Source organism: Microbacterium sp. 16-032 (assembly GCF_041079455.1).
Lineage (GTDB): Bacteria > Actinomycetota > Actinomycetes > Actinomycetales > Microbacteriaceae > Microbacterium > Microbacterium testaceum_A.
Map to the genome: position 1 here is coordinate 272840 of NZ_JBFYGQ010000004.1, position 14404 is coordinate 287243.

General features: G+C 68.9%; 26 protein-coding genes. 4 read left to right on the top strand and 22 right to left on the bottom strand.

The window, feature by feature from the left end; genetic code table 11:
* Positions 1–3: 3 nt before the first annotated feature.
* The 19 genes from AB6V31_RS09985 to AB6V31_RS10075 all read right to left on the bottom strand — a co-directional run bounded on the left by AB6V31_RS09985 (position 4) and on the right by AB6V31_RS10075 (position 10277).
* Positions 4–867, bottom strand: coding sequence for a hypothetical protein (locus AB6V31_RS09985; protein WP_369365388.1), 864 nt, complete (start codon positions 865–867; stop codon positions 4–6).
* Positions 864–1088: a hypothetical protein gene (locus tag AB6V31_RS09990; protein ID WP_369365389.1), complete on the bottom strand. Its 225-nt coding sequence runs from the start codon at positions 1086–1088 to the stop codon at positions 864–866. The genes AB6V31_RS09985 and AB6V31_RS09990 overlap by 4 nt, the downstream gene beginning before the upstream one ends.
* On the bottom strand, positions 1079–1282 hold the full coding sequence (locus tag AB6V31_RS09995) for a hypothetical protein (RefSeq protein WP_369365391.1): 204 nt from the start codon (positions 1280–1282) through the stop codon (positions 1079–1081). Before AB6V31_RS09995 ends, AB6V31_RS09990 begins: the two co-directional genes overlap by 10 nt.
* Positions 1279–1581, bottom strand: a complete 303-nt coding sequence (locus AB6V31_RS10000; protein ID WP_369365393.1) for a helix-turn-helix domain-containing protein — start codon at positions 1579–1581, stop codon at positions 1279–1281. Before AB6V31_RS10000 ends, AB6V31_RS09995 begins: the two co-directional genes overlap by 4 nt.
* A complete protein-coding gene (locus AB6V31_RS10005) occupies positions 1578–1982 on the bottom strand; it encodes a hypothetical protein (protein ID WP_369365395.1) in 405 nt (134 codons plus the stop codon). The genes AB6V31_RS10000 and AB6V31_RS10005 overlap by 4 nt, the downstream gene beginning before the upstream one ends.
* Positions 1979–2731 carry a hypothetical protein gene (locus AB6V31_RS10010; RefSeq protein WP_369365396.1) on the bottom strand — a complete coding sequence of 251 codons (753 nt, stop codon included), beginning with the start codon at positions 2729–2731 and terminating at the stop codon, positions 1979–1981. Before AB6V31_RS10010 ends, AB6V31_RS10005 begins: the two co-directional genes overlap by 4 nt.
* Positions 2731–3183 carry a hypothetical protein gene (locus AB6V31_RS10015; RefSeq protein WP_369365398.1) on the bottom strand — a complete coding sequence of 151 codons (453 nt, stop codon included), beginning with the start codon at positions 3181–3183 and terminating at the stop codon, positions 2731–2733. Before AB6V31_RS10015 ends, AB6V31_RS10010 begins: the two co-directional genes overlap by 1 nt.
* Positions 3184–3451: 268 nt before the next feature.
* Entirely contained in the window at positions 3452–5293 is a 1842-nt protein-coding gene (locus AB6V31_RS10020) for a DNA cytosine methyltransferase (RefSeq protein WP_369365400.1), read from the bottom strand.
* Entirely contained in the window at positions 5290–5685 is a 396-nt protein-coding gene (locus tag AB6V31_RS10025) for a hypothetical protein (protein WP_369365401.1), read from the bottom strand. The genes AB6V31_RS10020 and AB6V31_RS10025 overlap by 4 nt, the downstream gene beginning before the upstream one ends.
* A complete protein-coding gene (locus AB6V31_RS10030; protein WP_369365403.1) occupies positions 5678–6658 on the bottom strand; it encodes a recombinase RecT in 981 nt (326 codons plus the stop codon). The genes AB6V31_RS10025 and AB6V31_RS10030 overlap by 8 nt, the downstream gene beginning before the upstream one ends.
* Positions 6658–7278, bottom strand: coding sequence for a hypothetical protein (locus AB6V31_RS10035; protein WP_369365405.1), 621 nt, complete (start codon positions 7276–7278; stop codon positions 6658–6660). The genes AB6V31_RS10030 and AB6V31_RS10035 overlap by 1 nt, the downstream gene beginning before the upstream one ends.
* Complete coding sequence (locus AB6V31_RS10040) at positions 7275–7691, bottom strand: hypothetical protein (protein WP_369365407.1); 417 nt, start codon at positions 7689–7691, stop codon at positions 7275–7277. The genes AB6V31_RS10035 and AB6V31_RS10040 overlap by 4 nt, the downstream gene beginning before the upstream one ends.
* Complete coding sequence (locus AB6V31_RS10045; RefSeq protein WP_369365409.1) at positions 7688–8902, bottom strand: ATP-binding protein; 1215 nt, start codon at positions 8900–8902, stop codon at positions 7688–7690. Before AB6V31_RS10045 ends, AB6V31_RS10040 begins: the two co-directional genes overlap by 4 nt.
* Complete coding sequence (locus tag AB6V31_RS10050; protein ID WP_369365410.1) at positions 8899–9075, bottom strand: hypothetical protein; 177 nt, start codon at positions 9073–9075, stop codon at positions 8899–8901. Before AB6V31_RS10050 ends, AB6V31_RS10045 begins: the two co-directional genes overlap by 4 nt.
* The gene (locus AB6V31_RS10055; protein ID WP_369365412.1) at positions 9072–9257 is read right to left on the bottom strand and encodes a hypothetical protein; all 186 of its coding nucleotides are present in this window, start codon (positions 9255–9257) and stop codon (positions 9072–9074) included. The genes AB6V31_RS10050 and AB6V31_RS10055 overlap by 4 nt, the downstream gene beginning before the upstream one ends.
* Positions 9254–9409: a hypothetical protein gene (locus AB6V31_RS10060; RefSeq protein WP_369365414.1), complete on the bottom strand. Its 156-nt coding sequence runs from the start codon at positions 9407–9409 to the stop codon at positions 9254–9256. The genes AB6V31_RS10055 and AB6V31_RS10060 overlap by 4 nt, the downstream gene beginning before the upstream one ends.
* The gene (locus AB6V31_RS10065; protein ID WP_369365415.1) at positions 9406–9765 is read right to left on the bottom strand and encodes a hypothetical protein; all 360 of its coding nucleotides are present in this window, start codon (positions 9763–9765) and stop codon (positions 9406–9408) included. Before AB6V31_RS10065 ends, AB6V31_RS10060 begins: the two co-directional genes overlap by 4 nt.
* A gap of 66 nt (positions 9766–9831) precedes the next feature.
* Complete coding sequence (locus AB6V31_RS10070) at positions 9832–10053, bottom strand: helix-turn-helix transcriptional regulator (RefSeq protein WP_369365417.1); 222 nt, start codon at positions 10051–10053, stop codon at positions 9832–9834.
* Complete coding sequence (locus AB6V31_RS10075) at positions 10050–10277, bottom strand: helix-turn-helix domain-containing protein (protein ID WP_103206238.1); 228 nt, start codon at positions 10275–10277, stop codon at positions 10050–10052. The genes AB6V31_RS10070 and AB6V31_RS10075 overlap by 4 nt, the downstream gene beginning before the upstream one ends.
* A 119-nt stretch (positions 10278–10396) precedes the next feature.
* Between AB6V31_RS10075 and AB6V31_RS10080 the strand changes: the two genes are divergently transcribed.
* From AB6V31_RS10080 to xerC, 3 genes are read left to right on the top strand one after another with little or no spacing between them, the layout of a single operon-like run.
* Positions 10397–10891 carry a helix-turn-helix transcriptional regulator gene (locus tag AB6V31_RS10080; protein ID WP_369365420.1) on the top strand — a complete coding sequence of 165 codons (495 nt, stop codon included), beginning with the start codon at positions 10397–10399 and terminating at the stop codon, positions 10889–10891.
* 7 nt (positions 10892–10898) lie between these two features.
* On the top strand, positions 10899–11387 hold the full coding sequence (locus tag AB6V31_RS10085) for a hypothetical protein (RefSeq protein ID WP_369365422.1): 489 nt from the start codon (positions 10899–10901) through the stop codon (positions 11385–11387).
* Between the two features lie 7 nt (positions 11388–11394).
* The gene (gene xerC / locus AB6V31_RS10090) at positions 11395–12525 is read left to right on the top strand and encodes a tyrosine recombinase XerC (protein WP_369365424.1); all 1131 of its coding nucleotides are present in this window, start codon (positions 11395–11397) and stop codon (positions 12523–12525) included.
* A gap of 190 nt (positions 12526–12715) precedes the next feature.
* Here xerC and AB6V31_RS10095 read toward each other — a convergent pair whose 3' ends face one another.
* Positions 12716–13021, bottom strand: coding sequence for a hypothetical protein (locus tag AB6V31_RS10095; protein ID WP_369365427.1), 306 nt, complete (start codon positions 13019–13021; stop codon positions 12716–12718).
* 133 nt (positions 13022–13154) lie between these two features.
* On the opposite strand from AB6V31_RS10095, the gene AB6V31_RS10100 reads away from it, so the two are divergent.
* Entirely contained in the window at positions 13155–13565 is a 411-nt protein-coding gene (locus AB6V31_RS10100) for a hypothetical protein (RefSeq protein WP_056229215.1), read from the top strand.
* A 13-nt stretch (positions 13566–13578) separates the two neighbouring features.
* Here the strand turns inward: AB6V31_RS10100 and AB6V31_RS10105 are convergent, their stop codons facing one another.
* A complete protein-coding gene (locus tag AB6V31_RS10105; protein WP_369365428.1) occupies positions 13579–14052 on the bottom strand; it encodes a nucleoside deaminase in 474 nt (157 codons plus the stop codon).
* Between the two features lie 70 nt (positions 14053–14122).
* Positions 14123–14404, bottom strand: a complete 282-nt coding sequence (locus AB6V31_RS10110) for a hypothetical protein (protein ID WP_369365431.1) — start codon at positions 14402–14404, stop codon at positions 14123–14125.

Consider the following 14404-nt stretch of genomic DNA (forward strand, 5'->3'; position numbering starts at 1 on the left):
TGCTCATGCTGTTCTCCTGTCGTCGTAGGCGGGGACCCGCCGGATGGTGTGGGGGTCGTCGATGATCCAGTCGCCGCGGGGTGCCCCGTGGCCCTGTGTGGCGCCTGCGGTGTCGCCATCCCAGAGGGCTGCGACGCCGAGCGCGGGGTGGGACTTGCGTCCGTAGTCGTGGCACCAGCACCCGCACGCGAGCTCGGTGCACGCGAGGTGCTCGGTCGGGTCGCCGTACTCGCAGATGTCCGACCCGGTCCAGGAGGCGGGGCCCGTGCGAATCTTGTCGAGGCGGTGGCCGCAGTGCCGACACTCGACGACGGTGAACGCGCCGACGACGCGCTGCCGGTTTGCACCGATGGTGAGCAGTCCGCACTCCGGGCACCGCGAGGGCGCGGGCGTGACCTTCTCGCGCTCTTCGACCTCGAGCGTCCGGTACGCGTTCAGCGCTGCGTGGGCGAACTGGATCGCGTGGGCGGCGCCGGTGGGCGTGTTCACCCACATGAGGAGGGTGAGGTCGCCGCGGGTGGCGAGGTGTCGCTCGCATTCGTCGAGGGCGAGGAACGTGAGCGGCAGGTTCGAGTACCCCGACGCCGCGGACCCGCCGCCACCGGCTGCCGAGACCGCGCGGCCATCGGTCGCTTCGAGGAGCTGTCGGAATCGGTCCCACTGGGGGTAGGCGGTCTCGACGAGGTCCCAGCAGTGGCGGCAGAGGAAGCCGACGTCGGCGGCGAGGGGGAGACACCCGCGGCAGGTGCCGGGTCGGGTTTTCTCGGCCCAGCCGGGGTGGTCGGGGCAGGTGACGCGGTGCTCGCCGAGCGTGGTGCACACGCGGATGCCGGGGAGGTTGTCGTTCGTGGCGCAGACGATCGTCATGCGAAGTCCTCAGGGTGGTTGCAGTCCAGGTGGTCGTCGAGGGTCCAGCCGGGTGGCACCGTGTCGGTGCAGCTCGGGCAGGTGCGCGAGGTCTCGCAGCCGCACTGGCAATCGGTCTCCTCGTCGTCGGCGTCGAAGCCGAAGTGCGCGCACGAGGTGTGCTTCCCGGCGACGCACTCGGGGCAGACGATGCGTGCAGGCGGCGTCTCGGTCAGGGACATGAGCAGGCTCCGTTCAGGGCGATCTCGGTGAAGCAGTCAGGGCAGACGGGGCGCGGGGCGCGCTCGGCCTGCGGAGTGGGCGTGCAGCCGTCGTGCACGAGCTGGTCGTCGACGAACTCGACCTCGTCGCCCGGGGCGATCTGCTCGCCGCAGTCGGCAGCGCAGCGCCCGGCGTACCGTGCGGTGAACGTCATGTCGTGCTCCTCTCGGTGTGGGTGCGGTGCCCGTTCTCGCAGAGCACCCGCGACACGAACGACGTCGAGACGCCGACCTTCTCCGCGATCTGGGCGACCTTCCACCCCTGCTCTCTCAGGCTGATGACGTGTGCCACTCGGACGGCCTTCTGCTGCGTCCTGGCGGTCTGAGCAGCAGTCCCGACGCCGAGCGCGATTGCGCCGCCCTCGAGGAGCTGCGGGACGGTGATCCCGTTGCGGTCAGCGATCACTGCGAGGCGAGCCCACGCACGGTCCGCGAACTTCACTGAGACGGTCATCGCTGGGCCTCGATCTCGGCGCCGCCGGTGAGACGGATCGATTCCTGGCGGTCGTGTTCGCGCGCCTGCGCGAGCCGGTACGCCGCCTCGGGTGTCAGCTCCCGGCGTCTCGGCCAGTCAGCCGGGATGATGCCGCGCGCCTTCGCGGAGCGCACGTCGGCCTCTACGTCGGCGGTGCTGGTGCGGTCCCCGGCTTCGACGCGGTCGAGGACGTGCCCGACGGTCAGGTAGGTCGTGCGTGTCGCAGGGTCGCGGTGGTGGGCGATGATCGCGCGCTCGCACTCGGCGTACGTGTGCCCGTCGAGCGCGGCGGCCCAGGCGGTCGCGGTGACTTCCGTGACCTGGCGCCGGTCGAAACCAGCCGCCACGGTCAGAAGCTTCGCTGCGTCGGAGGTGTTCATGCGGTGAGTCCTTTCTGCTGGGCGGCCTCCTGGGCTGCCAGTCGGGCTACGACGGAGAGGTTCTCGTCGTCACGGGTGGGACGCGGCTGCTGACCAGCTCGCGGGGTGGTCATGGCCTGGCCGTCGCGACGCATCCAGAAGCGCCATGCCGCGACCCATTCCTTCTTGAGCGCGTTCTTCCCAGAGGCCGACCGCCAGTAGTCGACGAACTGCTTCGTCGAGTGGTTGATGTCGAGATGCGGGTACTCGGCGTGCATGTCAGCTCGCATATCGGCGGTGACGATGAACGGCTCGGGAATGCGGGTGGCGCGCTTGCGCGTCCCCCTCTCTACCTCGGTAGAGGTAGAGATAGGGGCCGGGTCGGGTCGGGTCGGGTCGGGGGGAGCGTTACGGTCCCCATCCGGAGACGTGTTTGTAACGCCGTTACCTTGCCGCTCTCGCCACGCGTTTACGCGCTTCTTGGTGGCGTCGCGCTTGGCTTCTACCTGCTCCTTCGAGGGCTGGTATTCGGCCCACGAATGGAAGACGAAGGTGTCGCCGTCGACTGTCCACAGGCCCGCGGCGACCAGTTCGTCGGCTGAGCGGCGGCGCGCGCTGAAGAATCGCAGCATCGACGACGGCACGCGACCGTCCGTCAGGTGCCCCGCCGACCACGATCCGGCGCGCAGCCAGAGCGCCGTCGCAGCGTCGCTGAGGGCCGCGGTCTTCGGGTGCGACCAGAAGTGGTCGTCGACCTTGAACCAGGCCATCAGCGGACGCTCCTGAGCGCGAGGATGGCCGCGTGCGGCGTCTGGTCCGCATACGCCTTCCATGTGAAGTATTCGTCGCCGTAGATCGTGTGCATCCGGTCCATTGCGTCGAGCGCGGTGATCTCCCGGCGAGTATTGCCCTCGAGCAGGAACCAGGCGCGCTCGGCGGCGTAGAACACCGGGACCGCGCTGACGTCCTTCACCCAGATCGGCACCTTGATCCCGTACGCCTTCGCAATCCGCGCGAGGCGGTCGTCCGATTCGATCTCCCCGTTCAGGATCGAGTCGAGCCAGAGGAGGTTCTCGGTGCGGTGCTTGTCGGGACGCCCGCCCATGCCGCCTTGGCGGTGCTGGGGGACGAGGCGGTCGGTGGTCGTCGCGGACCAGGCGCACACGAAGCCGTCGCGGTCGGCGAGCAGCTTGAGCTGAGCCTTCGGGACGGGGTTCGACATGGTGGCTCCTTCGTGGCAGGCGCAGGTGGTGGGGGCGGCGGCGGAGTGGCCGAGCGGGGTCCAGCAGCAGGAGCGGCTGCACCGGGTGTCGGTCACGCATGCCACCGGCAAAAGTCGCGCCGCCAGTCGCCTGGACGGTGGCTGTGCCGCCATCCCTGCTCGCGCATGGCGCGCCGACGCAGCTCGAGGTCGGTTTCTCTGGGCCGGGCGATGATGTGCTCGGTGCAGCCCGATCCGTCACAGCGAAGGATCGTCGTTGTCGTGGCGGTCATCCGAGCACCGCCAGAAGGAACTCCGCGACAGCGTGTCCGAGGTCGCGGGCGGCGGGCGGGGTGACGGCGTTCCCGGCCTGCTTGACCTTGTCCCGCTTCGAGCCGACGAGGTGGTAGTCGGCGGCGAAGCCCATGCCGAGCTGGATCTCGTGGGGCTCCAGCATGCGGAACCCGGCGTCGTCCACGTCGAGGCTGATCGGCGCGCCCGGTTCGATGAGCGACTGGTGCCCGGCGGTCGTGAGCGCGCGCAGCGGCTCGTGCACGGGTGTCGACATCTGGCCGCCGTCGCCGTGCGCGGTGTTGTTCCGCATGACGAGGGCGTGGTGGTTGCCCTCGGCGCTCACCGTGTCGATCGGGTGCGATGACGGCTTGGCGACGCCGTGGTTTCGAAGTGGGATGACCAGGCCATCAGCCTCGCGAGTGGTGAGCGCCGACATGGGCGATGTCAGCGGAGTCGCGTCCGAGCGCCAGGTGCCACCAGCCGGGACCAGCAGCCCGGTCTCGTTGCGCGTCGACTGCGTGCGCAGTGGGTCGGCGACGGACGCTGCACTCTTGCCCTCCCGGCCTTCGACCGGGACGAGGAGCGCCTGGCCCGCGCCGTCGGCGACGACCGTCGGCAACGCCTTGTCGAGTGTCTGCGTGCGGTCGCGCTCGCGGAACTGAGCGAGGAACGCGGGCGGGTGAGCGACGAACATCGACCCCGACGCGGTGAGCGCGCCGAGCGCTTCGGAGGCGGGCTTCGCCGGCACGGTGTTCCCCTCGCCTCGCACAATCAGCGGCGGGATGGCGAGACCGTGCTCGGCGGTGCCCATCTGCGCGGGCATGGGCGAGTCGAGATCGCTGACCCGGAGATAGCCCGAGCCGGTCGTGACGCCGTCGTAGGTGTTCCCCGCGGCCTTCGCGATGAGCGGCGCCCAGTGGCGTTCGATGCCACGACGGATCCGCTCCCGCGTCTTCTCGGCGAGAGGCTTCGCGCGGTCGCCGATGCGAGGTGCGGGAAGCGACCAGTCGATGATCGACTCGGCGGCCAGCCACCCTGGCTCGATCGGCGTCCAGCACGCGGGGCAGCGGTAGACGTACTGTGCGCGGTATCGGCCCCACGCCTCCTTCTTCTTGAACGCCTGGACGGCCTGCACCTCGCCGTGCTCGGGGCACAGCGCCATCGGGCGGGTCCACTTCCCCACGTCGGGACCGGGACGGTCCTCCGACACGAGGTCCTCGCGCCACATCACGACGTACATGCGGTCGCGGGACTGCGGCGCTGGGAGGCCGCCGATCTGCGCGTGCATGCTGTTCAGCCAGACGAGCTGCATCCGATAGCCGAGCGCGCGCATCGCCATCTGCCACGCGTCGAACTGGTCCCAGCGGTACGCATCGACGACGTTCTCCAGGATGATCGCCATGTACCGGTGGTGCTCGGCGAAGCGGGGAATGTCCCACATCGTCGCGCGCGAGCGATTCGCGGCCTCGTCCGGGAGCGGGCGGGTGCCGTCGAGCTCGAACAGCGCCTGATCCTGCTGACGCTGACGCTTCACGCCCTTCGCGATCGAGTGGTTCGTGCACTCCGGCGACCCCCAGAGCACGTGCGTCTTCGGGAAGAACGCGGGATTCACCTGCGAGATGTCGGCCTGCGAGTGGTCCGTGTCGGGGTGGTTGATCTGGTGCGACTCGATCGCGAGAGCCCAGTGGTTCGCCGCGATGACGACGCGGTACCCCGCCTCGACGAGACCTGACGATGATCCGCCAGCGCCGCAGAAGAGGTCGGTAACCGTGAGGCCGTTCCACGGGACGCGGGGACGTGCGTGGCCAGCGACGGCGATGTGCTGGTCGATGCTCATCTGCTCACACCCCCGGCGCCGTAGGCGGCTTCCAGCCCCTTCTTGATGGTCTGGTAGCCCGACAGCTTGCGACCGAGCGCCTCCTGCAACCGCTCGGCGTGGTGCAGCTTCGCCTTCGCCTCGTTCACCTCGCGCTCGAGCGGGAGGCATGCGATCTTCGCCTCGCTGCGGCGGTCCGAGTACATCTCGCGCTTCGAGGTGAGCTTCGCCTGCTCGAACGCCTTCGAGTACTCGGTCTCGGCGTCGTAGCGGGCCCGCTGGAGCTGATCGAGGATCTTCACGGACCGCTCGATGCGGTCGCCCAGCTCACGGATGATGTACTCCACCTCGAGGGGTGAGACCGGCTGATACTCGATGACCTCGCCGGTCGTTCCGTGGACGAGTTCAGTCACCGTTGCTCACCTCCCCAGCCGCCACCGCGGCGTCGAAGCGCGCGGCCTCGGCGGCTTCGTACTCCTCCTGCGTCGTTTCGGCGGGGGCCGACGAGGGCGCGGGCTGCGACGGAGGAGATTGGGGGGCCTCAACGTCAGCGGGCTGCGCGCCCTCGTCGGCGGTCTGGGGATCGTCGGGGACGACCTCGGCGTCCTCGGTGCGGGCATCCTCGCGAGCGAGGTAGCCGGCGCGTGCGAGGAATGCGGTCTTGAGCTTGTCGTTCTTCTCCGCCGCCGGGATACGGAGGCGGACAGCTTCGAGCTCCTCGCGCGTCGTCGCTGCGGCGAAGAGCGCAAGCCAGTCCTCAGACGGCTCGGCGGGAGCACCCTCGGCGATCAGCTCGCCGTCGGCCTCGAAGTCCTCGGGCGTGTAGAGGCCCGAGAGTTCCATCGGGTAGAGGCGTCGGAAGCCGTGCGACTCCACGCGGATGCCGAGCATGTGCGACGGGCGCTTGTCCCAGTTGCCCTTCATCCCGCCGAACTCCGCCCAGGTGACGGTCTGCTCGAGCGGGCGGCTGATGCCCTTCCGGTAGATGCGAATGCGCGCCGAGAACGGCTGCTTCGGGGGAACGGTGGTCCAGGGTCCGTCCTCGGTCGCCTGCCATTCGATCGGGTCCTGGCCGTCGTACTCGCCGGTGCGCTGTGCGACGAGGCGGATGCCGTCGATGCCGATGAGGACGGTCCACTTGCCGCCCATCTGCGCGGCGTAGATCTGCTTCGCCGTCGGGTCGAGACCGGTGCGTCGGCACGCGGCGATGAACGCGGCCATGATCCCCGTCGGCGCGTACATGCGCACGGTCTTCGGCTGTCCGGGGTTCTCCGGGTCCGGGCGCTGCTCGGTCCAGGTGAGACCGGCGAACTCCATCATCGCGGCGGTGTCGGCGTTCCAGGTGTTCGGCTGGACGGAGTTGGGGAGGACGAGTTCGTTCGGCATCAGAAGGGGTTCCTCTCTGCCGCGCGCGCGGCGCGGACGCTGGCGAGCACTTCGTGAGCGATGGGGACGATCAGCGCCGTCGCGGCGACGATGTCGGGGTGATCGCGGGGGTAGACGAGCGCCTGAGGGTCGCGGCGCAGACGCCAGCCGCCGTCTTCGCTGGGGCCGGTGACGAGCTCGCCCCACACGAAGCGGCACTCGGCAGCCTCCGGGATGCAGAAGAGCTGCCAGGCGATCTGTCGGATCTCGCGGGGCTCCGGGCCGGTGACGATCTTGTTGTGCTTCGCCTTCGTCTCGACGATGACGAACGGGTCGCCGGGGACCGTGCCGTCGACCGTCGCGCCGAAGCCGCGTTCCTCCGGGTGATGGATGAACAGGCTGTTCGGCTCGGCGCCCGTCCAGGCGAGCAGCATCGGCTCCCACCGCACGCCCGAGTCGGTCGCGGCGTTGCCGCGAAACTCGCGCGGGGCAATGATCTGCCGCACGTACGTCTCGACCGAGCTGGCCTTGGCGAAGCTCGACGCGGCGTAAGACCCGATCGTCTTCTCATGGACGTTCGCCCACGAGTCGCGATCGGAGGTGTCGCCGAGGGTCCGGTCGAGCAGGGCAAGGGCGGTCATGTCAGCGTCCCGACCGTGAGCACCCGGATGAGGAACTCGGTCGATCGCTCGAACACGATCTGTGCGCCGCGGTCGGTACGGATGGTGAAGTGGACGGTCCGGAAGGCTTCGCGCACCTCCCGGTCGACCACCACGCCCTCGACCTCGGCGACGACGACGCGGTCGCCGGGGCGCAGCCACCGCGCGGGCAGGTAGCCCTGATTGATGCCGGCGAGAATTCGCCAGTCGATGACGTCGGCGAACGCGGCGAGGTTCTCGAGCACGTACTGCGCGCCGTCCCAGAAGCCCTTCCGGTGGCCGTCGCGGAACAGCTTTGTACCGACGCGGGCGGCCATCGGGTCCGCGCGCTCGGACTCTCGGCGAGCCTGCGCGAGGCCGTGCTTCTCCTTGATGGGTCCCATGTCGAGAGTCATGCCGCACCGCCCAGGGCGCCATCGACGATCGTGAAGCCGATCTGGCGGGACTCGTCGCGGTCGCGCTCGATGAGCGCCGTGTACCCGCGGCGGGCGGCGATGTCGCGGATGCCCTCGAGGGATTCCGCGTCGAGGAGGTCGCCGTCCTTCACGATGACCAGCCGCAGCTCCGGGTCGCCCGCGGTGGCGATCGCGAACGCGATGCGACGGCGCATGGCGCTATTCACCTGAGCGAACGGAATGCCCTCGAACGTCACGCCCGACTCATCGACCGACAGTCCATCGACCGGGAACGACGCCGAGGCGAGGCCCGCGGCCTTCTTCGCCTCGACGGCGTCGATGTCCGCCTGCGCGGTCTCGCGCGCCGTGCGGGCCGCGGCGAGTTCGGCGGCGACGCGGGACCGCTCCTGAGCGGCGCGCACCTGCCGGTTGAGGGCGTCGACCGAGCCGAGCTCCTCGATGAGCGGGTCTTCCTCGATGAGGCGCTGCGCGGCGCGGGGCGCGATGTCCTGCACCCGCGCGCGCAGCTCGGCGATACGCGCCTCGGCCCTCGCGATTTCCTGCTCGGCGGCGAGCTGATCGGCCCGGGTCTGCTGAACGTCGCGATTGTGCGCACGGGCCTCCTCGAGCTTCGCAGCCACCTCGGCGCTGGACACCTCCTCGGCAGGCGTGCCGGGGGCCGGCGTCGGGATGGACGCCAGCGCACCCTCGAGACGCTTCACGTCCCGACCGGCTTCGAGGCGACGCCCCTCGGCGCCCTGCTTCTCCCGGGCGACCTCGTCGATGTCGAACGGCAGGTCGACCTTGGCGAGGAGCGCGTCTCGCTGCTTCTTCTCGTCGAGGTTGAGGAACGCGACCGGGTCGAAGATCAGACCGCCGGTGAGCTTCGCGACGACCTCAGCGGGCTTGCCGTACTTTGCGCCGTCGAGGGCGAACACCTCGAGGCGGCCAGCGTCGTTCTTCTTCCAGGTGCGGACGACGCGGATGTCGAGGTCGGTGTCGACGAACTCGGCGCGCGCTTCCTGGTGGCCGTCGCGGATGGGCATGGGGGTAAGGCGGGTGCCCTTCGGGTCGAACAGCTCCACGAACGCGTCGATGAAGCTCGACTTGCCCGCGCCATTCCCGCCGGCGATGACGACGAGCGAGCCCTCGGGGGACAGGGTGATCTCGCGGACGCCCTTGAAGTTCTCCACGGAGAAGGTCTGAGTCATGGTCGGTTCTGCTTTCGGTTGTTGGTCGCCCACACGGTGACGGCGGCGGCGAAGAAGATGAGGGTGAAGGAGAGGACTGCGGCGCCGTCGATGCGGCCCCGGGTGATGGCGACGATCGCGAGGAGGATCCCGGCGATCAGGAGGGCGGCGACGAGCTGGCCGAGGGCGTTCATTCGCGCCACCAGTTCGGGTCGTCGCGGAGGTCGGGGCCGAAGCGGAGGGGGCGTCCGCACCAGGAGCAGAGGCCGTCCACGTCGGGGACCTGGTCGGGTCCGCAGGTCGGGCACTCGCCCGCCTCGACCTCGGCGGCCTCATCGGCGTCGGTGTCCTGCTCGGGCTCGGGCCAGACGGTCACCACGGGATCACCCCGGCGGCGGCGAGCATTCCGAGTGCGACGAGCCCGGCGACCTCGGCGGCGCGCTTCCATCCGGTGCGCGCGGCGGCCAGCTCGGACAGTTCGACGGCGCGCGCGGCGGAGCGGGCGGTGCGGGCGGCGAGGTCGTTCACGCGTCACGCTCCGCGAGTTCTGCCGTCGCCTCGGGGTCGCGGCGCAGCGGGCGGGCATGGTCGATGACGGCGTACGCAGACACGCGGAGCCCGTCGAACTGACCGGACGTGGAGACGTACGTGGCGTCGTCTTGAGTGGCCTCGCGCACAGCGTCGTCGAAGACGACCGCGAGGGCCTCAATATCCCGCCGGTCGGCGAGACCGATGGTGAGGTGCTGGGGGACCGAGGGGAGGCGGACAGCATCAGCGATCCACGGCTTCGTCTCGATGAGGTCTGCGAGCGCGCGGAGCCCGGACACGATGTCCGCTCCGGTGTAGCGCCGCGGTGCGGCTGCTACGGTGGCGGTGGTGGGCATCTGTAGTGCCCTCCTTTCTTCGATTCGCCTCCGGTTGCCGCCGGGGGCGTTTCTCTTTGGTGGGTGTCAGGCGGTCCGCTTAAGCGGTGTGACGTTCGCGGCGCCGGACTGCTCGCGCATCCACGCCTCGAGTTCGCTGCGGTAGCAGCGCAGGCGCCCGCGGAGCGGCCACAGGCGCGGTCCCTCGTCCTTCGAGCGCATGTTGTAATGCGTCTGCAAGGCGAGTCCGGTGATCGCAGCGACCTGTTGAATCGTGAGGATTTCGTCGGCCTGTTCCTCGCGGGTCACGACGCGACCTTGTTGGTCAGCTCGCCGGTCTCTTGCAGGTGACGGGCGAGCGCAGATGAGACGTTCGCGACGTATCCGACGGTCGGCGTGAGCTTGCCGTTCTCGACCTTCGACAGGTAGGCGGCAGCGGTGTCAGCCAACGCTGCCGCCTGGTCGAGAGTGAGCCCGGCGATCCGTCGGAGCGTGCGAAGCGCTTCACCTGCGGAGCGGTTCGGTTCGTTCATGTCCAGAAGTAAAACACGTTCTGGACACAATGCAAGCGGTTTTGACTACTGGTTCTGGACACCGTGTCAAGAACAGCCGTGCTTGTGCCGCGGTTTCTGGGCGTGATACGTTCACACCCATGTCAAGAAACTCGTCCGTAAAATTGACTGCGCAAGAGCGACTCGCCTTGGCGCGACAGGTCAAAGAGCTACGGCAACGGGCGGGTCTGAAGCAGGAAGACCTCGCAGAGAACGCGGGGGTCTCGCGTCAGACGCTCAGTGACATCGAGAACGCGAACACGAACGCCCCGCAGATGAAGACCCTCATCCGCATCTACGACGCGCTCGGCATCGACATCGCGCCCCCAGAGTTCGAGGAGCAGACGCAGCAGTGGCTCGGCATGCTCGGCGCGCTCATCGAGGCCGTCCCCTCCGAGCGTCGGCCCGACGCCATCGACAAGGTCGTGGTGCTGCTCAGCAGCGAGATCGCCCAGCGCTCGAACGTCACGGCCTTCCCGAAACGCAATGTCGGAACCCCTCGTCACACTGAACTGGAAACGGTGAAGCTCGATACAGCAAAACTTGCTGCCACTCGGGACAACACGCCGGTAGATCCGGAACGCGAGAACAAGTAGGGGTGCAATGACATTCGCGCAGAACGAATGGCTCGGGGAGGACTACCTCGATGGAGCAGGGACGACGGCATACATGTTCGGCGTGAGTCACTTCGTCGATGGGCCGTGCGCCCGGGACTACGACCCGTGGGAGCACGCAGAGATGCTCGACCTTCCCGTCGTGTTCCGAGACGACCTCCCCGAGGACGACATGGTCGCGTGCTACTCGCACGAGCACCAGGCGATCTTCGTGCGCCCGGGACTGCTCGAGTCCGTCGAGCGGTGCGCCATCACCCACGAGATCGTGCACTTCGAGAACGGCGATGAGGGCACCGATGACCTGCAGGAGGAGCGCGCGGACCAGATCGCTGCACGCCGGCTCATCCGCCCCAGCCGCATTGAGATGCTGAGCGAGAGCGACCCCGGCATGGTCGCCCTCGAGCTGCGAGTGACCGAGAAGATCATGCGCGTCTACATGCGGATGCTCCGACAAGGCCGGATCAGACCGCGTGGCTAGGCCGCCTATGCCCGTCGGCACCTGGGGGAACATCAACCGGGTGCAGCTCGGCCCCGGCCAGTGGGTCGCCCGGGCGCGCTTCCGCGATTACGACGGCATGACGCGCCTCGTCGAACGCGGGGGCGCGTCGGGGCAGAAGGCCGAGAACGCGCTCAAGGAGGCGCTGCGCGATCGCGCGCGGCTCCCCGCCGAAGACCTCACGCCCGAGACTCGTCTCAGCCGGGTCGCCGAGGAATGGACGAAGGAGCTCGACCGCCGCGATGTCAGCGACGGCACGAAGGATCTGTACAAGCGGAACCTGAAGCACATCGCCCGTGGCATGGGCGGGTTGCAGATGCGCGAGGTGACCGTGCCCGCCGTCGACCGCTTCCTCGAAGCGCTCATGGTGAACAGCGGGCCCGAGACCGCGCGGCTGTGCCGAGTCGTCCTGCGCGGCATCTGCGGCCTCGCCGTGCGCAAGGGAGCGATGCCCCTCAACCCCGTCCGCGACGCCGTCGCCATCCCGCGCAAGGCCACCGAGGCGCAGACGCTCGACGTCGCCGAGGTCGTGCGCGCGCGGGCGCAGCTCGCCAAATGGGACGCGCGCCTCACGAACGGGGGAGCGCTGCGCCGAACCGACATTGCCGACCCCGTCGACATGATCCTCGGCACCGGCCTCCGGACGGGGGAGGTGTTCGCGCTCCGCTGGGACGAGGACGTGCACCTCGTCGACATCCCGTACATCGAGGTCACCGGCACGGTGAAAGAGATCAAGGGGAAGGGGCTCTACCGCCAGAACTACGCGAAGACCGACATGTCGCATCGCCGGCTGATCCTGCCGCCGTTCGTCGTCGAGGCTCTTCGTCAGCGCTCACGTGACAGCGAGTACGTCTTCGCGTCGGTGACCGGCACGCTCCGCAGCCCGAACAACTTCCGGACGCAGTGGCGGAAGTTCCGTGAGGCGCACGGCTACGAGGCGTGGGTAACGCCGAAGACGTTCCGCAAGGCGGTGGCGACCCTCGTCGCGACCCGGGCCGACGACGAGACTGCGGCGGGCCAGCTCGGGCACGAGTCGCCGAAGATCACGAAGCGGCACTACATCCGGCGCTTGCACGAGGGTCCGGACGTGCGCGCCATCCTGGAGCTGTTCGCGTCCTAGATCCATCGCTTACCCATCGTTTTCGTGGGGAAGCCGAGGTAAATCGAGGGAAGAGGCGGGAGGGCAGGTCCGCCAGAAACGCCAGGTCAGAGGAAGGTCTGGTAACGCAGAGTAAGGGAAGTCGCCCAAACGGGGGTTGCAGGTTCAAGTCCTGTAGCCGGCACCCCGTCCATCCCCTGCGCGGGATCGCTCAGATGACGTCGAAGGGCGTGTCGTCGTCGTCGTAGTTCATCGACGGCGGCGCCCAGGCGGCCTGTTGCGCATCCGCCGTGTCCTCCTGCAGATGAACCGTCACGACGGAGATGGTGACCGAGGTGGCGGGGGTGACGAGAATGCTCAGCTTGCTGCCGTCATCGGTGGTCACCGTCAGGAAGCCTCCACCGGCGTGGACGGCGGCGAGGACCTGACGGCGCAGGTCGTCCGCGTGCTCGAGGGGCGCGAGCGCGTGCGAGACGCCGTCGACGGCGATCCGCAATCGTTCGATGCTCTGTCCCATGACACGCACGGTAGGCGCGTTCCATCGATGCCGGACGGGGGTTGCCGGAACGGGGGAGCGCGAGGCACACTGCGGGGCGTCAACCCCCGACGGAGTTTCGTCATAACGAACGCCGGAAACGTAAGCTCGGCCCGTGACCGACGCCGACATCGAAGACTCCCCGCCGCGGCGCTCGCGCGAGCAACTGCAGGTTTGGGTGGACGAGTTCGAAGAGAACGAGCACTGCATCGCGGGCAGCATCTCGGTGGCGCCCCAGGAGGACGACGGGGGAGAGGACACCGGGCTGGTGATCCTGCGCCTTCGGTACGCATCGTCCTCGGTCTACATGAAGCCGCGCGGCTGGGACGACCCGCTGTGGGAGATGACGATCACTCCGCAGCCCCGGGAACTCGGGTTGTCCGTGCACGAGATCGCCAGTCTCGCCGCCGAACTCGTCGTGGCGAGCAACCTCTGCACGTTTCTCCAGTGGAAGTCGCTCGAGTGGGACCGCGAGAGCGGCCAGCGAGGATCCTCCGCAGGCGCGGCGCCCTCGAGCCCCCGCTGACGTCCTCGCGGACTCAGCCTCCGTGCGCGGCGGTCCACTCGCGGAACGGCGAGGTCGAATCGTCGACCGGGATCTGCTCCGAGGGCAGGGCGCGTTCCTCCACCGGTTTGGCGTACTCGTCGTAGAAGGTGGCCAGGCTCATGAGTCTGTTGCCGTCTTCGTAGTGCTCGCCTTCTTCTTCTCGCGTCACGGCGTACACGAGACGATAGGGTTGCGCGTAGTACACGGCGCCGAGGCACATGGGGCACGGGTAGGCGGTGACGAACATGTCATAGCCCGTCAGGTCGGAGATGCCCTTCTCCGCCGCGGCGCGGATGGCGCGGATCTCGGCGTGCGCCGTCGGATCGCCCTCCTGCGAGACGTGGTTGACCGCCTCGACGATGATCTCGCCGTCTTTCACGATGAGGCAGGCGAAGGGCTTTCCCCCGTCCCGGACGTTCTCCTTGGCGCGGGAGATGGTCAGGGCGGAGAGCTCGGCGTCGTTCATGGCCTCACCGTAGGCGTTCAGCTCGACGCGGATCGGCCCTTGCCCTTCCCACGGTCGGCGTGCCAGGCGTTCACGACAGGGCCCGCGCCAGAGCGACGAGGAACACGGCCGCCGCGACGATCATGGCCAGGCCCGCCGGGAGAGCGCCGGCGATGGCGAGGGCGCGAAGGGGCCCCCTGCGGCGGCTTCCGTCCAGGGCGAACAGGAGGGTGCAGACCGAGACCACCAGGACGAGAAGATCGCCGATCAGCCCGGGCGGTGCCCAGACCGAGGTCGCCATCGCGACGACCCCCGCGCCCAGCGCGGCGAGGTGCCACGCGTGGTTGCGTGAGGGACGGGAGTCCTCGGGCAC

Coding starts and splice junctions, on each gene's coding strand:
- AB6V31_RS10005 (WP_369365395.1), bottom strand. CDS start 1,982: ATGAACACCTCCGACGCAGCGAAGCTTCTGACCGTGGCGGCTGGTTTC.
- AB6V31_RS10015 (WP_369365398.1), bottom strand. CDS start 3,183: ATGTCGAACCCCGTCCCGAAGGCTCAGCTCAAGCTGCTCGCCGACCGC.
- AB6V31_RS10045 (WP_369365409.1), bottom strand. CDS start 8,902: ATGACTCAGACCTTCTCCGTGGAGAACTTCAAGGGCGTCCGCGAGATC.
- AB6V31_RS10010 (WP_369365396.1), bottom strand. CDS start 2,731: ATGGCCTGGTTCAAGGTCGACGACCACTTCTGGTCGCACCCGAAGACC.
- AB6V31_RS09985 (WP_369365388.1), bottom strand. CDS start 867: ATGACGATCGTCTGCGCCACGAACGACAACCTCCCCGGCATCCGCGTG.
- AB6V31_RS09990 (WP_369365389.1), bottom strand. CDS start 1,088: ATGTCCCTGACCGAGACGCCGCCTGCACGCATCGTCTGCCCCGAGTGC.
- AB6V31_RS10020 (WP_369365400.1), bottom strand. CDS start 5,293: ATGAGCATCGACCAGCACATCGCCGTCGCTGGCCACGCACGTCCCCGC.
- AB6V31_RS10035 (WP_369365405.1), bottom strand. CDS start 7,278: ATGACCGCCCTTGCCCTGCTCGACCGGACCCTCGGCGACACCTCCGAT.
- AB6V31_RS10040 (WP_369365407.1), bottom strand. CDS start 7,691: ATGACTCTCGACATGGGACCCATCAAGGAGAAGCACGGCCTCGCGCAG.
- AB6V31_RS10050 (WP_369365410.1), bottom strand. CDS start 9,075: ATGAACGCCCTCGGCCAGCTCGTCGCCGCCCTCCTGATCGCCGGGATC.
- AB6V31_RS10000 (WP_369365393.1), bottom strand. CDS start 1,581: ATGACCGTCTCAGTGAAGTTCGCGGACCGTGCGTGGGCTCGCCTCGCA.
- AB6V31_RS10075 (WP_103206238.1), bottom strand. CDS start 10,277: ATGAACGAACCGAACCGCTCCGCAGGTGAAGCGCTTCGCACGCTCCGA.
- AB6V31_RS10105 (WP_369365428.1), bottom strand. CDS start 14,052: ATGAACGACGCCGAGCTCTCCGCCCTGACCATCTCCCGCGCCAAGGAG.
- AB6V31_RS10085 (WP_369365422.1), top strand. CDS start 10,899: ATGACATTCGCGCAGAACGAATGGCTCGGGGAGGACTACCTCGATGGA.
- AB6V31_RS10095 (WP_369365427.1), bottom strand. CDS start 13,021: ATGGGACAGAGCATCGAACGATTGCGGATCGCCGTCGACGGCGTCTCG.
- AB6V31_RS10030 (WP_369365403.1), bottom strand. CDS start 6,658: ATGCCGAACGAACTCGTCCTCCCCAACTCCGTCCAGCCGAACACCTGG.
- xerC (WP_369365424.1), top strand. CDS start 11,395: ATGCCCGTCGGCACCTGGGGGAACATCAACCGGGTGCAGCTCGGCCCC.
- AB6V31_RS10065 (WP_369365415.1), bottom strand. CDS start 9,765: ATGCCCACCACCGCCACCGTAGCAGCCGCACCGCGGCGCTACACCGGA.
- AB6V31_RS09995 (WP_369365391.1), bottom strand. CDS start 1,282: ATGACGTTCACCGCACGGTACGCCGGGCGCTGCGCTGCCGACTGCGGC.
- AB6V31_RS10080 (WP_369365420.1), top strand. CDS start 10,397: ATGTCAAGAAACTCGTCCGTAAAATTGACTGCGCAAGAGCGACTCGCC.